Consider the following 16,075-nt stretch of genomic DNA (forward strand, 5'->3'; position numbering starts at 1 on the left):
GTATTTTTTTATTTGGAAGTCCCTTATATACTTTGACGGATCGCATTCCCCAACAAACCTACTAAAAACTCCCTCTGTCATTGCGAGGAACGAAGCAATCCCAAGGTTTTCGCAATACACCAGCAAAACCTTGCAATCCAATAATCAATTACTCGCTCAAAACTGATAATTATCTTTTCTTTGAGACATTTCCCTTAAGCAAGCAGCGTAATTACCTCGAACCGTCATGGTATTTGGATGAGCAACACCTAAACTTTGTTCGCATATTTTTAATGCTTGGATGTGCATAGGTTCTGCGTCTTCGTACCTTCCCTGGGAATAGTAGAGATTAGCTAAATTGTTCAAACTGGTTGCAACGTCGGGATGATTTTCTCCCAGTAGCTGTTTATATAACTCAAAAGCTTGGAGGCACATAGGTTCTGCTGCTTCGTACCTTCCCTGGGAAACGTAGAGTAAAGCTAAATTGTCCAAACTGGTTGCAACGTTGGGATGATTTTCTCCCAGTAGTTGTTTATATAACTCCAATGCTTCGATTAAAAGAGGTTCTGCTGCTTCGTACCTTCCCTGGGAATAGTAGAGATTAGCTAAATTGTTCAAACTGGTTGCAACGTCGGGATGATTTTCTCCCAGTAGCTGTTTATATAACTCAAAAGCTTGGAGGCACATAGGTTCTGCTGCTTCGTACCTTCCCTGGGAAACGTAGAGTACAGCTAAACCGCTCAAACTGGTTGCAACGTGGGGATGATTTTCTCCCAGTAGCTGTTTATATAACTCCAATGCTTGGAGGCACATAGGTTCTGCTGCTTCGTACCTTCCCTGGGAACGGTAGAGACTAGCTAAATTGTTCAAACTTTGTGCAACGTGGGGATGATTTTCTCCCAGTAGCTGTTTTCTTAACTCCAAAGCTTGGATGTAAAGTGGTTCTGCTGCTTCGTACCTTCCCTGGGAACGGTAGAGTGCAGCTAAATTATTCAAACTTTGTGCAACGTGGGGATGATTTTCTCCCAGTAGCTGTTTTCTTAACTCCAAAGCTTGGATGTAAAGTGGTTCTGCTGCTTCGTACCTTCCCTGGGAACGGTAGAGTGCAGCTAAATTATTCAAACTGGTTGCAGTGGAGGGATGATTTTCTCCCAGCATCTGTTTATATAACTCCAAAGCTTGGATGTAAAGTGGTTCTGCTGCTTCGTACCTTCCCTGAGAATCGTAGAGTGCGGCTAAATTGTTCAAACTGGTTGCAACGTCGGGATGATTTTCTCCCAGTAGCTGTTTATATAACTCCAAAGCTTGGAGGTACATAGGTTCTGCTTCCTCGTACCTTACCTGAGAATCGTAGAGTTGAGCTAAATTGTTCAAACTGGTTGCAACGTCGGGATGATTTTCTCCCAAGCGGGATTTTAATGCGGATACGCATCCTTGATACCAAGGTTCTGCTAATCCATATAAACCCTGTCCATTGTAATACAAAGCTAAACCAGTAAAAGCCCAATATAAATTTTCATCGCTGACTGCATCGGTTAAGTTTTCGGCGATTTCTGTTAAGTGGGGAATGGCTGTTTTAACTGAGTTGATAAATTCTAAAGTTGGTGATTGGGGAATGGTTTGAGCAATTTCCATAAAGGTGTTGGTAAATGCTTGTTTAATTTCCTTGCTTTCCCCATCTGCGGTTAATTTGTCTTTCAAAAATTCTCGAATTAAGGGATGAATCTTATAACCATATAAATCATCTGCTTCTAAACATTGCACCAAATGACGTTGGTAAAGTTGCTCATTTGCTGTCTCCACATCCGATTCATCCCAATTCAGAGATTGAGTCATCGTTTCTACCCATTCCCACACAAAAATATCTGCTGCAAATAAACTCAATAACCCGGCGATTTTTTGTGTTTCTGAACTCAATTCCACCCAGCTTAATTCAAATGCAGCTAAAACCCCCCGTTGTGCGGTACTCAATCCTTTTTGCTGAAGATTAATCGCTTCCTGTTCCAGTCGCTGCTGTTGCAACAATTCCAGCATTTTCCCTAATGTGAAATGGGGCGGTTTTTTCTTGATGTACCGTCCCACTAATTCGATTCCTAAAGGTAAATATCCCAACCATTTACATAATTCTTGAGCATCTCCGTCATTGCGACGCAAGGAAGCAATCTCAGTATCTCTGTTTTCCAACGAGTCATTGAAATTGCGTCGTCGTTCATCCTTGGAATGACGGGATGGTTTATTGACTCGCTTTTCCCCAATAATATTAATTAAAAGTTGTAATCCTTCCTCCGGTGACAACACATCGAGGGGAATTTCCTCAACATTCGCGTCGATATCTCGCAATCTCGTTGTCAGCAAAATCCGGAAGCGGTTATTTGTGGGAATTAACTCATCAAACCCCTGCAAATTCATCACATCATCCAATACAACCAACACCAAACCCTCTGAAGGTTGCCAATTTTGCCAGCACCAAGCTACTTGTTGAATCAACGTCAGTGGATTTCCTTGAAAATCCTGCTGACGAACTTCCAAACCCATTTGTAGCTGGACAAATTGAATAATTCCCTGAGCTATATTGGCATCTCTGGTATTTAACCAACAAACCCCACCGGGATAATATTGACCATATTCCCGCGCATATTTTACCGCCAATTCCGTCTTCCCGATTCCACCCATCCCCGACACCGCAGAAATCGCCACGGTGTTATTTTCTCGATATAATTTTTCGTGAATTAATTTTAATTCCTCACTGCGTCCAACGAAATGGGAAACACCAGGATAGGGAATATAATTAACAGCAGTTGCGGGTTTTTCTGGTGAATTAAAGTTAAATGTATTATCTTTAATTACGTTAATTCCACCTTTAGCATTTATCCCTTGCCAATTTTCATTAATCATTTTTTTAATATACTTTTAAAGATAAAAATACCATTTATAGCTTTTCTTATTAATCTGATAGTCCCCTCCTCGCAAGCGGGGAGGGTTAGGGTGGGGTTCTAATATCCAGAGTGGAAAATGCTATGTTATTTACCAAAGTTAAAATTATTATATTGAATGGTATTTATTCCACCTTTAATACTTATTCCTTGCCAATTTTCATTCAAAACCTGGACAACTTTGGGATTAGTTTCAGCTTTAGCTGCTGCTGCTACATCCTCCATTGCTTGATTAACTTCCGGATTAGCTTTAGCGGCAGATTCTACCTCTAATACAGCTTTATCGTAATCAAGGGGCTGTTTTGGGGCTTGCTCAATGGCAGTTACAGTGTAGGGAGCGTGTTTTTTCAGTGTTACAAGAAATTTACCAGTTTTATCCCATAAAGCCTCACCCAAGTTTTCGCCTGTTTTTTCTAAAACCTTGGTGGCAATGACAGTCCCAATGGCTATCGCAGCAGTGCTTAAAGGTTCCATAAATAATCAGATCGTACTTTGATCTACAAAATTATTTATACACAAAGCTCAGGGAAATTCCTGAATTTTGTGATAGTTTTTTAATATATTTGAACGATAATACATACCAATTCAAATAATGATTGCAGCACATCCAACGGTAGAGACGTAGCACTGCTACGTCTCTACAAATATCTATCTGTCGCAATGGTGTTTTCAAATTGGTATAAGCTCCCCAATTTCTTCGAGAAGTGGAGGAGCTTTTTGTTCGTAACCATAACCAAATTTAAGTAAAACGAATTCCAGCTTTTTTCAATCTAGCCAACGCTTCACCCAAGCGATCGCATTCTGCAATTAAGCTTATTCTCACGTACCCTTCTCCACCTGAACCAAAGGCGTTTCCGGGTGTCACCACAACACCAGTATTTTGTAATACATCCAATGCAAAATCTGTAGATGACTGTCCGGTTGGGCAGGGAACCCAGGCGTACATTGTCGCTTGGGTTTTAGGAATATTCCAGCCCAATTCGGCTAATCCTTTGATGAGGAAATCACGGCGGGTGCTGTATCGATTTTGCACCTCCTGGAGGTAACTATCGGGAAGTTGGAGGGCTGTTTCGGCGGCTGATTGGAGGGCGGCGAAGATGCCATAATCAAGGTTGGTTTTCAAGGTTCGCAATCCCTGAATCACATGGCGATTACCCACCACAAAGCCGACGCGCCAACCTGCCATATTATAGGTTTTGGACATGGTGTGAAATTCGACACCGATATCTTTGGCACCGGGGATTTCTAATAAGCTGGTGGGTTGATAACCATCAAAGGCTAATTCGGCGTAGCACAAGTCATGTACTAAGAGGATTTCATGTTTGCGGGCAAAGGCAACGATTTCCTCGAAGAATTCACGGGGGGCTGTGGCGGCTGTGGGGTTACTGGGATAATTGAAGTAGAGAATTTTGGCTTTTTCGGCGACTTCTTCGGGAATTGCGGCTAAATCGATTAACCAGTTGTTTTCTGGTTTGAGGATTAAACTGTAGACGTTGCCGCCAGCGATGAGGGGTCCCCGGAAGTGAACGGGGTAGGATGGGGAAGGTACGAGGACTAAATCACCGGGGTTGATGTATGCTAGTGCCAAATGCCCTAAGCCTTCTTTGGAACCCAATAATGGTAAAGCTTCGCTATCTGGGTTAAGGGTGACACCATAACGGCGATGGTACCAGTTGGTGATGGCGCGCCGAAAGTTGGCGGTGCCTTCAAAGGGGGGATAACCGTGGTTTGCGGGATTTTTTAGGGCTTCAATTGCGGCATCAATTACAGGTTGGGGTGTGGCACCATCGGGGTTTCCCATCCCTAAATCAATCAAATCTAATCCCTGTTCTCTGGCTTTTGCCTTGAGTTCATCCAACCTAGCAAAGGGATATGCTGGTAACTTCTTAATGCGTTCAGCAGGGGTAATCCAATCTAAACTCATAGTTCCACCTCTTGATTTATTACCCTGACTGGAAGACGATTTATTGAATCTTTAGCATCTGTGGGGGCGGTAGTTGACACCATGGCTGCCAAAAGTTGTTCTGGGGAGACTTTGAATGGTAGTCGATGGATGTCTGATTTTTCTTCTAGGGCGATTTCGACAGCTTGTTGAAGTTGTTTGATGGTGACTTCAGCGAGTCCTAGTTCTTCTAGGTTCCGTGGTAAGCCAATCTCGCTGTAGAATTTGAGCAGTTGTTGGCGTGAGGTAGCTGCTAGTTGATTGTTTTGCAGCATTTCTTCTAAGCGGAGTTGGACTAAGATACCGAAGGCGACTTTTTCACCATGGATACTGCCATGTCCGCAAATATGCGTTAGTCCATTATGCACTGCATGGGCGGCAACTGTGCGGCATTGGGCACCACCAAGTCCACCAATTACCCCGGCAAGGAGTACTGATGCGTCAACCACTTCGCGCCAAGCATCACCACCAGGTTCTTGGAGGGCTGCGGCTGATTTTTGGAATAGGATATCTCGTAACACCCTGGCTTGTTGCACTGCCGCAATAATTAAAGTTTGTTCCGAATCTCCACTACTAACAGAGGCTTCGTACCATTTAGCGATCGCATCTCCAATTCCAGCCACTAAAGTCCGTTGGGGGGCTGTTTTTACTAAGTCGTAATCCAGAATTAGTAAGTCGGGACAACGGGCTAAACTGACATCGTAGAGAAATGCCCCGGCATCAGAATATACGTTAGATAAAGCTGTCCAAGCTGCACATGTTGCGGCTGAGGTGGGAATTGTCACCACAGGTAGATGCAGTTGATGGGCGATTAATTTGGATGTATCTAAGGCTTTTCCACCACCGACACCAACAATCACATCAGCATTGTGTTCCTCGGCTGCTTGACGCAGGGTTTCTAAACTGACTTCGCTACAATCTGGGCTATAAAAAGCTTTGGCAACTTCTAGGGTATTGCTTTTAAATAGCGGTTGTAACTGGGATTTGGTTTTGTTGAATGTGTTTTCGCCAGCAATCACTAGAGGGCGTTTTCCCAATCTAGCGATTTCATCAGCAGCTTGTTGTAACACCTGGGAACCACGGATAACCCTTGCAGGTGCAACACTAAGAAAATATAAAGGATCTGAAGTTTGAGTAGACAACTTTCCTGTTAAAGATTTAATACTCATATAACTAACTCTTTAAATTGTAACATTTATGTATATTTTATAAAATTAAGAATAATTAGGGCTTTTCGTTGAGATTTTCAAACCCTGGTAGAGAGACGTAAAATTTTACGTCTCTACATGTTTCCTATTCCCTATTCCCTGTTAGCTGTTTTCATCTGCATACACACCAGGTTTCTGTTCTGCATCTTTGGGTAATTGGGTAAACTTATCTTGATAGACATTTACTACCATTGTGCTATCGTTTCGGTCAGTAAGCGATCGCTTAAGTTCTCCGAGGAATAAAGGTGTAGAAACGCCTTTTTCTGGATGTACCACAGTTCGCGCGCGAATTGTTAGTTGAGTATCACCCATTGCCATGCGTCCATAGGAGTAGAAATCACTAGCTGCTTGACGGAGAGTTGCATCTAATTCCACGGGGGTAATTTTTGGGGAAATAGCAATTACAGTTTGTGTTGCCCCATTGTCATAAACTCTGGTGTAGCGCTTTGCACCGGGAATAACCGCACGACTCAACGGTGCTAACGATAAGGCAAATAAACCAGCTGTTAAAACTATCATGAAGCCTGTTGCACCTACCAACCGGAAGCGAATTCCCCATTTAAGGACAAAACCCAAACCCAGGAGGACGGCAAATGCTAAGGTTGCAATACCCGACCATTGGGTATATTGCAGAAAATCAGTTGGTGTGGGCATAGGAATTTACTAACGATCTCTAAGTTTGGCATGACACTGTAGGATCATTTTACTGGGATTGGGCGCTCAAAGTCCCAGGTATTTATTCTGAATCGCAAAATTCAATTGGAATTATGAGTCTATCTTTGAAAGAATTACTAAAGCAAGCAGGACAATTAACCAAAGAAGAACAATTAGAGTTGATTAGTTGCATTGCTGATGGATTAAGAAGCAACAATTCACCATCGTTAGAAAACAAGCATACTATTACCGAGTTTCGAGGTGTTGCCAAGAATTTGCTAAATGAAATAGATGCTACTGAGTATGTTAATAGCCTTCGAGGTGAGTGGGAAGAGCGGGAGAATAAATTGAGAGAAGGTTTATGAAAGTTGAGATAGCTTTAGAAACAATTTCTCAGGTCTTTATCGATACAGCACCTGTAATTTATTATATCGAAGGTTCAACAAGCTTTTTTACGGTAGTTGATGCCTTTTTTCAGGGCTTGCTATTAAGAAGTATCAAAGCAATTGTTTCTCCTGTAACGCTTGCAGAGTGTTTAGTAATGCCTGTGAGATTGAAGAATCCTGAAGTACAGCAAAGCTTCATCAATTTTTTGACAAATACTAAAGAAATCGAAACGGTAAATATTGATGAAACTGTCGGTAGACAAGCGGCTGAATTAAGGGTGAGCTATGGGTTGAAATTACCAGATGCGCTACAGATAGCTGTAGCAATTAGAACAGGATGTGATTGTTTTTTGACTAACGATGCAGCTTTGAAACGAGTTACAGAAATACAAGCTTTAGTTTTGGGGGAATTGGAGATATGAGTATACAATCGGGATTTCCGCCAAAAGATACCAACTGAAAAGAAGTGTTAAGGAGACTCAAAGTCCCAGGTATTTATTCTGAATCCCAAAATTCAATTGGAATTATGAGTCTATCTTTGAAAGAATTACTACAAAATTAACGGTTCAATTTTTGCCTGCACTTCCTCAACGATATCTTTTGAAACCAATTCAACAAACTGAACGTCACGGACTTTCCAGTCCAAACACTTGATTTGATCGGCAAGAATCACACCTTGAATCTGCAACTCAGACGGCAAAATAACTTCAAAGGGATATCCTTTCTGCTGTTTAGTGATGGGCATAAACAGTGCCAGAGAACTTTTTGCGTTGTAACTACGAGGTGAAAGCACAAAAGCAGGGCGATGCCCCCTTTGTTCACGACTTTTGGTTGGATTAAAATCCAGATAGACGATATCTCCCCGGTCTGGGATATAAGGATTTGATGGTGTTACCAAGCTTCATTCCCCATAGCAATCCCACTCTCAACCTCAGTATGGAGATTTTCTGGCGTGATTTCCGAAATCAGTTCATCTAGGGAGTACCGCTTTCTGATTCTAGGTTTGATGACTAGATTGCCATCGATCACCACAAGATCAACCTCAACGCCTTCTGTTAACTGGATTTCTTTAGCTAAGTGCTGGGGAAGTCGAATGGCTAGACTATTTCCCCACTTTGCAACTGTCGCAACCATAGGTTAAACCTTACCTTTAGGTTAATTAGACCACTGTAATTTGATCTCTTGGTGAGATGTATATACAGAGTATCTACATTGTAGCGACTTGGCAAAAGCTTGACAATTATTCAGAGCAAAGAGAACTGAAATTTACAGCTATTTTCAGGTAAATAGACCACGTTGTAAGGGTTTAGCAATACTCATTGGTGTCAACTTAAGCTAGAGATAGCTTCTTTCATAGCTTTGTCACCCACCTTGGAATGAATTCCAAGGCTAATAGTTCAAGTCTACTAAAGCAGACTAAGAATTTTGAGGGATATTTAGTCATCTACCCTTCGGGAACACTTCGTGTAAAAGATGACTTTTGCGATTAGACTGGGAATGAATTCCCAGTCTGACTATGAGTTTCGCGTTTAGTTGACACGTATGAGTAATGCGCTTTACCCCTACGGTTGATGTGGTTCAAATAGGTGAAAACTGCTGTATTACTTGTTTTTAAGCCCTTTCCCTATTGCCTCACACCATCTAAGTCTTGCCATGCTTTAACTAAATTTCCCTGCATTAAAGCTGCAACACCTGATAAAGCTTTAATTTCCTTTTGATTCGGATTTTTTGCCAAAGCTGGTTGAAGTGACTTTTCGGCGGCATGGGGCTGAAAGTTGTATAGTTGGACAAATGCTAAATATGCCCAGGAGTTGGGATTTTCAGCATCGATTTTAGTGACTTTGGTGAGGGATGCGATCGCTTCTTCTACTCGACGCTGTAAAATGTTGGTGAATGCCACTGTGTAGGCTAAGTTTTTATCGTCGCCAAATTTCTGTAAGCGGTATTGGGCTGCTAATCTGGTGGGAACAAGATAGTCTTGGGTAGGATCATACTGGTTTATTCTGCCTATCTCCGCAAATATTTGATCGATTGCTGTGATTCCTTGGGGTAAAGTTGCTGCTAGTTGGCGAAATTGGGTTGCTAAATCTAGTTCGGGTGCAGGGGTGGGGGTTGCAGTAGAATCTATTGTCAAAGTTGTATTTGGGACATTTATTTGGTAACTTTCCCCAGAAATCCGGTTCAAGTAAGTTGCCACTAAGTTGTAATTTCCTGGTTGCACCTGTGCAGGTGCAAACATCGCTGTATGCTCTTTAACTTGGAAACTTTGGGAAGGAGGGATTTTAATGCCTTGGGTTAAATTCCCAAATCCAATATTATGGTCATGGATAATATATTCTCCAGATTTTTTCGATGTCGGGGATTCCCAAGTGAGTAAAACTAAGCCGTTTTTCAACTCTTCAAAATTACCTATCCAAGTATAAGTTACAGGAATTGCCACACCTGGGGGAGTTGTTGCCGGGATATCTATTTGGGAAAGGGAAATTTTCGGGTTTGCTGGAACTTCCACCACAGCAACCTCTACCGGAGGTACTTTTTGTTGATAGAGTTTGATGCTGTCACCATTTTCTAACTTCCAAGTGCGATTAATTTGGAAATCTGGTGATTTTTCCAGTAATCTGGCAATTTTAGCTTGGGAATCGGGAACTGAACCTTGTTGTCCTGTTTTCGTAACAAACCAAGAAAGCGATCGCATATCTTGTTTGATATAGTTTTCTTTGACTCCTACTTGCCTGCCATATACTCGGAAGGATTCTAAAGCACCATAATAATTGAGATTATGTTGGTTAAATTCCAAAGTTGAAGGCAAAACCCCCAAAGTTGAACGTAAGTATGGCTGAGTGCGAGTAATTTGCTGAATAATTTCTCGGTGTGGTAATTCAGCTTTGAACTCAGGATGATGTTGAATTTTTGGGCTTAATGTCTGCGTTAATACATTGCCAATTCCACCACCTACGGGAAATAAGTTAAATAACATCAGCAAAATCCCTACAACCAAGGTACCCCAGCGTATTCGCTTTCCCAGTAAGCTTTGACTTCGAGTTAAAGCGTATGCTAAAAATACTGATAGTACAGGTAAATAAGGTATTGCGTAACGATCATCCTTATTCACATTTAGAGATGATAAAAAATAGGCACCAACTAGGAAAACTATTGGTAACTGAAGTGATTTAAATCTTTGTTCTAATCTTTTTATATATGCTTTTGATATTCCTCTACGTCCCCAAAATAGCAGTAGCACCGAAATTGGAATTAACAATAAAGGCAAACTAACTTGATGCGGTAATTGCTGCCAATAAAAAGTCCATGCTTCTATTGTATTCAAGGGCGCGTCACCTTCTGCGATCGCTGAATCAATTGTTGCCCTTTTTCCCGATGTCAACACAGTTAACCAGTTGGTGCGATACCAACCACCAAATATCCAGCTAGATACCCACAAACCAGTAATAAGTTGGAGTAATTTAATCCATTTGCGTTTCCACAAACACCCCAAACCAATCCAAACTATAGGTGTAAATAGAAAAATGATGGCAGTTTGCTTCAGTAATAAAGCTAAACCCAGGGAAATACCAAAAATTACGGCAAAAATCCAATTTATAAATAGTTTTCCCCCCTCTCTCCCTCTCTCCCTTTCTTCCCACAATATCAAGCAAAAAAAACTCAAAGTTACCGCCGCAGCTAAGGGATAATCGAGAAGGAAATCAAGACGATATCGATAAAGTCCTGGTAAAATTTGGCATAATCCCGCTGCAACTAAACCTACAGTTTCGTTAAATAACAGCTTCCCCAAACCAAAAACTGAAGCTAATAACACCGCACTAAATAGCAACATTACCAAAGTTGCTTGATCTTCACCAGTCCCAAAAATATTTTGAACCCAAGCCCCTAAAATATAAGTTAACGGGGGAATCTTCGACGATAGCAACCATAAACTTCGCCACCATTCATTATCACCCCAGCGTGGAGTTTGGAGAGCTTGTAGATAATTTAACGTCCCCGTGAGGTAGTCAGCTTGATCCCAACCTGGTGTAGAATTATCTAATTCAAACCAAATGCGATCGCATAACGCACCCGCAAACCAAATTAAGCTGAGAATTACCCAGTTACTAGTCAAAATTTTCGGGAAACGCTGAATCACACCAAACACCTTTTGAAGGGAAAGCGACTTAATATCAATAGCTTTTACTCTAATCGAAGTTAAAAATAACCACATCATCCTATGTGATACTTTTAGGACTGACGCAACTGGTGTATGAAACCTCGTCTAGCTTGAAAACCTTCGTTTTCTGACAAGATTGTGAGTAGGCATAGCCAGCCCTACGGGCTTATGCTACGCGTCTACGCAATGACATATTTGAGAACTAATAAACTCCAGGTTTCAACATGGATAAGGTTTTATAAAGTAATTTCCAAACTTCTTTACTCTTCGCTATCTTCAAAATTTATTTTTGCATATATATCTTTCAAAGCAATTTGAAAATCAACCGAATTTAACTTCAAAACAGTATCTTCACCTTCATATTCCTGGAAAAGCCATTGTGCTTCAGCTTGTTTACTGTATTGTTCAATTGAAAAACTATACTGATCGATTAATATATATTCTTGGAAACTGGGGATTGAACGGTAATACTTAAACTTGTCTACCTTATCATAATTTTTAGTAGAGTTTGATAAAACTTCAATGATAACTAGGGGATTTGTAACCGTTATTTTCTTGCTTCCCTGATATACAGGCTCACCTTGAATAATTATGATGTCGGGATATGTATATATTTGAAATTGAGATATCCAAAGTTTGACATCATTGATATATGTATCATAATCTTGACCATTGATATTGTCTGGAAATTTTTTGTAAAAGTTTCCAGCAATTTTATTATGATTGGTAGTTCCTCCAGTCATTGGTCTGATTTCCCCGTTTATATATTCATTTCTAAATTCTGCTTTTTCCTCAAGTTGCAAATACTCTTCTGTGGTGTAGGAACGTTTCTCTGTTTGTAGTACCATTTTTGTCACCTCTAGTAATTAATGGTGCCAATTCAAAATAATTTTAGCATTGAACTATATTTCCTTTGTCCATGTATATACAGAAATGAACTTAGCCTAATTCCTCACCCCGTGCTAAAAGTTCAATCAATTCTGTACGAGTCAGGTTATTATTTTGAGCTATTTTATCCAAATTTTCCCAAGCAGTATCGGTAAGTCGAATCGATCTCAAACGCTTTGGTTCCGCATAATCCCGTTCAAACTTCCCGGAACTAGAACGCTTGCGTCGTGAGGATTTATCTTTAATTGCTGAATGCTTTTCCCCATCCGTTGCTTGCTGACAAGTAATCAAATTAACCAAGCAGTCAATCAACCTTCCTCGCTCCATTGGCAAAATTTCGCCAGCTTGAAGCATATACTCAACCATAAGAAAATGGATCAAAGTCCCTAAAAATATCCTGGTTGTTGCTTCCGGATCTGTTAGTTGCAATTCTGGACGCGATCGCAGATACTGACTAACGACTTGAACAAACTGTTTATCTCGATTGCGTACCATATGCTGTGCTAACGTCGGAAACCTTCCCGATTCAGCAATCATTAAGCGCATTAAATCTAATAATTCTGGCTTATCACTAACACTCTTCTCCTTGTGATTTAAAAAATTATGTGCCAAATTCGCCAAAACTTCCCGAGGTTCCCCCGCAAATACTTCTGAATTTTCTGGATTCAGCACATCCTCACAAGTTGCCACTAACCGCTCAATTAAAGCAATAAATAACGTTTCTTTATCTTGAAAATAGCTATAAACAGTTGCCTTTGATACACCTGCTGCTGCTGTGACTCTATCCATACTGGTTGCAGCAAAACCATGGGTCAAAAATTCCTCCATCGCTCCTTGTAGGATAGCGTCAATTTTATTTTGCGATGCCTGTGGTGGAGGAAGTCGCCGCGTATCTAGTTTCTTTAGTTGTTTTGCCATAGTTACAATTTATTCCTCTTCTCTGTGCTGCATAAATTTTCAATATACACCTTGACAAAATTTACTGTACTGTTTAGTTTAGTAGAATAACTAAACGATTGAGTTTACTTATCTCGTAGTTTAGCCTACAAAGAGGGGAAAATGTTAAAAAATACATCTGTAAATCCTTCTATCTTGTCTAATATCAAGCCTAGACGCTTCGTCATACTTGGTGCTGCTGCAAGTTTCGGGTTGGGAGGATTGCTGTTGTCTCAAGTTATCAACAGCCAAGTATTACAACCAGTCAAGGAAAAGGAGCAAGTAGTTCTTCCAGAAATTAAAACTGTGACAGCACTAGGTAAACTGGAACCTAAAGGAGAAGTAATTAAACTTTCTGCACCAGCATCTCAAGGAACTCAGCGGGTAGAAAAACTATTAGTCTCTGAGGGTGATGAGGTAAAAGCAGGACAGATAGTTGCAATCTTGGATAGTCGGGACAAACTCCAAGCAGGGTATGAAAAAGCCCAAGAAGCAGTCAAAGTTTCCCAAGCAAATTTAGCCAAAGTGCAAGCAGGAGCGAAAACTGGGGAAATTGACGCGCAAAAAGGCGAAATTGGTCGGATTCAAGCGCAATCTTTGGGTGAAGAAAGAGCGCAACGGGAAACTCTAGGAAGGTTAGAAGCACAATGGGAGGGAGATAAATCTGCACAGAAAGCTACTTTAGCAAGGTTGGAAGCACAATTAGAAGGAGATAAAAAAGCTCAAGCTGCAACAATTAAAAGGTTAGAAGCAGAATTAAATAACGCACAAGTGGAATTACGACGGTATAATCAGCTATACAAAGCAGGTGCGATCGCGCAATCTCAATATGACACAAAACGCTTAAGTGTAGATACATTAATTCAACAATTGAATGAAGCGAAAGCAGTATTAGCTAGAACCGAAAGCACTGCTAGCAAACAAATAAGTGAAGCTCAAGCTAATTTACAGAGAATTACAGCTACAGGAAGTAAGCAAATAACTGAAGCTCAAGCTGTGTTAGCACGGATTGAAGCAACCAGTGGTAAGCAAGTAAGTTCAGCACAAGGAACCCTCAGTCAAATTACTGAAGTACGTCCAGTGGATATTGCCGCAGTAACAGCCGAATTAAAGCAAGCAGTAGCAGCAGAGAAGGAAGCGAAAGCGAATTTTGAGCAAGCTTTTGTGAAAGCACCAAAGGATAGTGTCGTTTTCAAAGTTCATACTCGTCCTGGGGAAACTGTTTCTAATGATGGCATTATTGAACTTGGGCAAGTTAAGCAAATGATTGTAACTGCCGAAGTTTATCAAACTAATATTAGTAAAATTAAAGAAGGTCAAAAAGTCCGGATAGTTAGTAATTCCTTACCGAATGAATTACAGGGAAAAGTTGATTTAATTGGTTGGCAAATTCAACGTCAAAATGTGATTAACGCCGACCCTAGTGATAATATTGATTCCAGAGTTGTAGAAGTTCGTGTGCAGTTGGATGAGGAATCGAGTCAAAAAGCTGCTAAGTTTACGAATTTACAAGTCAAAGCAATTTTTGAACTATAAATATAGATATTTCCTCATGTTTACATCAATCATTGTAGGGTGTGTATAGCACCCTACGTGTATTTCAGAAATCAAATGTGAGTCCTATAACAATGTTGCGCTTAATTCCATTCCACTACATCCAAACTACTTTTAACTAGTACAGCACGGCGGAAATCAACCTACCATCGTAACCAGACAAAAAGCTTGTTTTATGGGTTTTATTCCTCCTGCCTTCTTGTACTAGAGACTTACAAATAATATCTCGAAAAATCCAAAATCATTATGCTAGGATTCATCCAACAATTTCAACGTCGTACTCCCTTAGGTTTACTACAGCTAAAACGTCATAAAGGACGCTTTATTGTCGCACTTGCCGGGACTGCCTTTGCTGATATTCTCATGTTTATGCAATTAGGTTTTCAAAGTGCATTATTTGACAGCAATACTCGCCTAAATCGAAATATAATAGCCGATATCGTTCTAATTAGTCCCCAAGCAAAAAATACCCAAAATATCTCCACATTTCCCCGAAGCAGATTATTTGATGCGTCTGATGTACCTGGAGTCAAAGCAGCCGAACCAATGTACATCGGAATGGTATCGTGGAGGAATCCCCAAACCAGAAAAAAAGTTCAAGTACAAGCAATTGGATTTAACCCAGCAATTCCAGCTTTAAATATACCAGAAGCGAACGCTCAGTTAGATAAAATTCAATTACCTGATAGCTTCCTATTTGATAGAAAAGCTAGGGGAGATTACAAAGAACTTTATGCTCAAGTCGAAGCTGGGAAAGAAATTTCAACAGAAATTGAGAAGCGAACTATCACCGTCAATGGTTTATTTAGTTTCGGTGCTTCCTTTGCTGCTGATGGTATTTTGCTTTCCAGTGAAGATAATTTTCTCCGCTTATTTCCCCGACAAAAAGTCGGCAGTGTAAATGTTGGTTTAATTTATATTGAACCAGGTTCCGATCCAATTCAAGTAGCAACAGCACTTAAAGCACATCTGCAAAATGACGTTAAAGTTATGACTCGTGCAGAGTTTGCTCAATTTGAAGAAGATGTACTAAAAAAAGAAAGTCCAATTGCTTTTATTTTTGGCTTTGGTGTGGCGATGGGATTTTTGATTGGTGTAATTATCGTTTATCAAATTCTCTCCACTGATGTAAATTCTCATCTGAAAGAATATGCAACATTTAAAGCAATGGGGTACGACAATAATTATTTACTGGGGGTGATTTTTGAAGAAGCAATCATTATAGCCACAATTGGTTTTATCCCCGGATTTATTATCCCTTTAGGTCTTTATCAATTAGCGGCAAACGCGACAAATTTGCCGATATATATGTCACTGGCACGAGCAATATTTGTGTTTGCTTTAACTTTAATTATTTGTATATTCTCTGGTGCGATCGCAACTCAAAAACTACAATCTGCCGACCCTGCTGACATGTTTTAATTTGGGATAATTTA

At 40.5% G+C, this 16,075-nt stretch carries 14 protein-coding genes; 4 read left to right on the top strand and 10 right to left on the bottom strand.

Annotation, left to right across the window (positions count from 1 at the left end):
• Positions 1–156: 156 nt before the first annotated feature.
• The 5 genes from CAL6303_RS14160 to CAL6303_RS14180 all read right to left on the bottom strand — a co-directional run bounded on the left by CAL6303_RS14160 (position 157) and on the right by CAL6303_RS14180 (position 6,716).
• Entirely contained in the window at positions 157–2,874 is a 2,718-nt protein-coding gene (locus CAL6303_RS14160; RefSeq protein WP_015198487.1) for a tetratricopeptide repeat protein, read from the bottom strand.
• A 125-nt stretch (positions 2,875–2,999) separates the two neighbouring features.
• Positions 3,000–3,386 (bottom strand): hypothetical protein, encoded by a 387-nt coding sequence (locus CAL6303_RS14165; protein WP_015198488.1) that lies wholly within the window; start codon positions 3,384–3,386, stop codon positions 3,000–3,002.
• A 265-nt stretch (positions 3,387–3,651) separates the two neighbouring features.
• Entirely contained in the window at positions 3,652–4,836 is a 1,185-nt protein-coding gene (locus CAL6303_RS14170) for an aspartate aminotransferase (RefSeq protein WP_015198489.1), read from the bottom strand.
• On the bottom strand, positions 4,833–6,023 hold the full coding sequence (locus CAL6303_RS14175; RefSeq protein ID WP_015198490.1) for an iron-containing alcohol dehydrogenase family protein: 1,191 nt from the start codon (positions 6,021–6,023) through the stop codon (positions 4,833–4,835). The genes CAL6303_RS14170 and CAL6303_RS14175 overlap by 4 nt, the downstream gene beginning before the upstream one ends.
• 141 nt (positions 6,024–6,164) lie before the next feature.
• Positions 6,165–6,716, bottom strand: a complete 552-nt coding sequence (locus CAL6303_RS14180) for a Ycf51 family protein (RefSeq protein WP_015198491.1) — start codon at positions 6,714–6,716, stop codon at positions 6,165–6,167.
• A 113-nt stretch (positions 6,717–6,829) separates the two neighbouring features.
• On the opposite strand from CAL6303_RS14180, the gene CAL6303_RS14185 reads away from it, so the two are divergent.
• A complete protein-coding gene (locus tag CAL6303_RS14185; RefSeq protein WP_015198492.1) occupies positions 6,830–7,081 on the top strand; it encodes a hypothetical protein in 252 nt (83 codons plus the stop codon).
• Positions 7,078–7,524, top strand: a complete 447-nt coding sequence (locus tag CAL6303_RS14190; RefSeq protein WP_015198493.1) for a type II toxin-antitoxin system VapC family toxin — start codon at positions 7,078–7,080, stop codon at positions 7,522–7,524. Before CAL6303_RS14185 ends, CAL6303_RS14190 begins: the two co-directional genes overlap by 4 nt.
• Positions 7,525–7,652: 128 nt before the next feature.
• On the opposite strand, the gene mazF is transcribed toward CAL6303_RS14190, so the two are convergent.
• From mazF to CAL6303_RS14215, 5 genes are all read right to left on the bottom strand, one after another.
• Positions 7,653–8,000 (bottom strand): endoribonuclease MazF, encoded by a 348-nt coding sequence (gene mazF / locus CAL6303_RS14195; protein WP_015198494.1) that lies wholly within the window; start codon positions 7,998–8,000, stop codon positions 7,653–7,655.
• The gene (locus CAL6303_RS14200; protein WP_015198495.1) at positions 7,994–8,236 is read right to left on the bottom strand and encodes an AbrB/MazE/SpoVT family DNA-binding domain-containing protein; all 243 of its coding nucleotides are present in this window, start codon (positions 8,234–8,236) and stop codon (positions 7,994–7,996) included. The genes mazF and CAL6303_RS14200 overlap by 7 nt, the downstream gene beginning before the upstream one ends.
• A gap of 490 nt (positions 8,237–8,726) precedes the next feature.
• Complete coding sequence (locus tag CAL6303_RS14205; protein ID WP_015198496.1) at positions 8,727–11,315, bottom strand: glycosyltransferase family 39 protein; 2,589 nt, start codon at positions 11,313–11,315, stop codon at positions 8,727–8,729.
• Between the two features lie 206 nt (positions 11,316–11,521).
• Positions 11,522–12,109, bottom strand: a complete 588-nt coding sequence (locus CAL6303_RS14210) for a Uma2 family endonuclease (protein WP_015198497.1) — start codon at positions 12,107–12,109, stop codon at positions 11,522–11,524.
• A 91-nt stretch (positions 12,110–12,200) separates the two neighbouring features.
• The gene (locus CAL6303_RS14215) at positions 12,201–13,067 is read right to left on the bottom strand and encodes a TetR/AcrR family transcriptional regulator (RefSeq protein ID WP_015198498.1); all 867 of its coding nucleotides are present in this window, start codon (positions 13,065–13,067) and stop codon (positions 12,201–12,203) included.
• 141 nt (positions 13,068–13,208) lie between these two features.
• Between CAL6303_RS14215 and CAL6303_RS14220 the strand changes: the two genes are divergently transcribed.
• Positions 13,209–14,621: an HlyD family efflux transporter periplasmic adaptor subunit gene (locus tag CAL6303_RS14220; protein ID WP_015198499.1), complete on the top strand. Its 1,413-nt coding sequence runs from the start codon at positions 13,209–13,211 to the stop codon at positions 14,619–14,621.
• Between the two features lie 264 nt (positions 14,622–14,885).
• Entirely contained in the window at positions 14,886–16,061 is a 1,176-nt protein-coding gene (gene devC, locus CAL6303_RS14225) for an ABC transporter permease DevC (protein ID WP_015198500.1), read from the top strand.
• The last annotated feature ends 14 nt before the right edge of the window (positions 16,062–16,075 follow it).

The sequence above is a fragment of the Calothrix sp. PCC 6303 genome (assembly GCF_000317435.1).
In the GTDB taxonomy this organism is placed as follows: Bacteria; Cyanobacteriota; Cyanobacteriia; order Cyanobacteriales; family Nostocaceae; genus PCC-6303.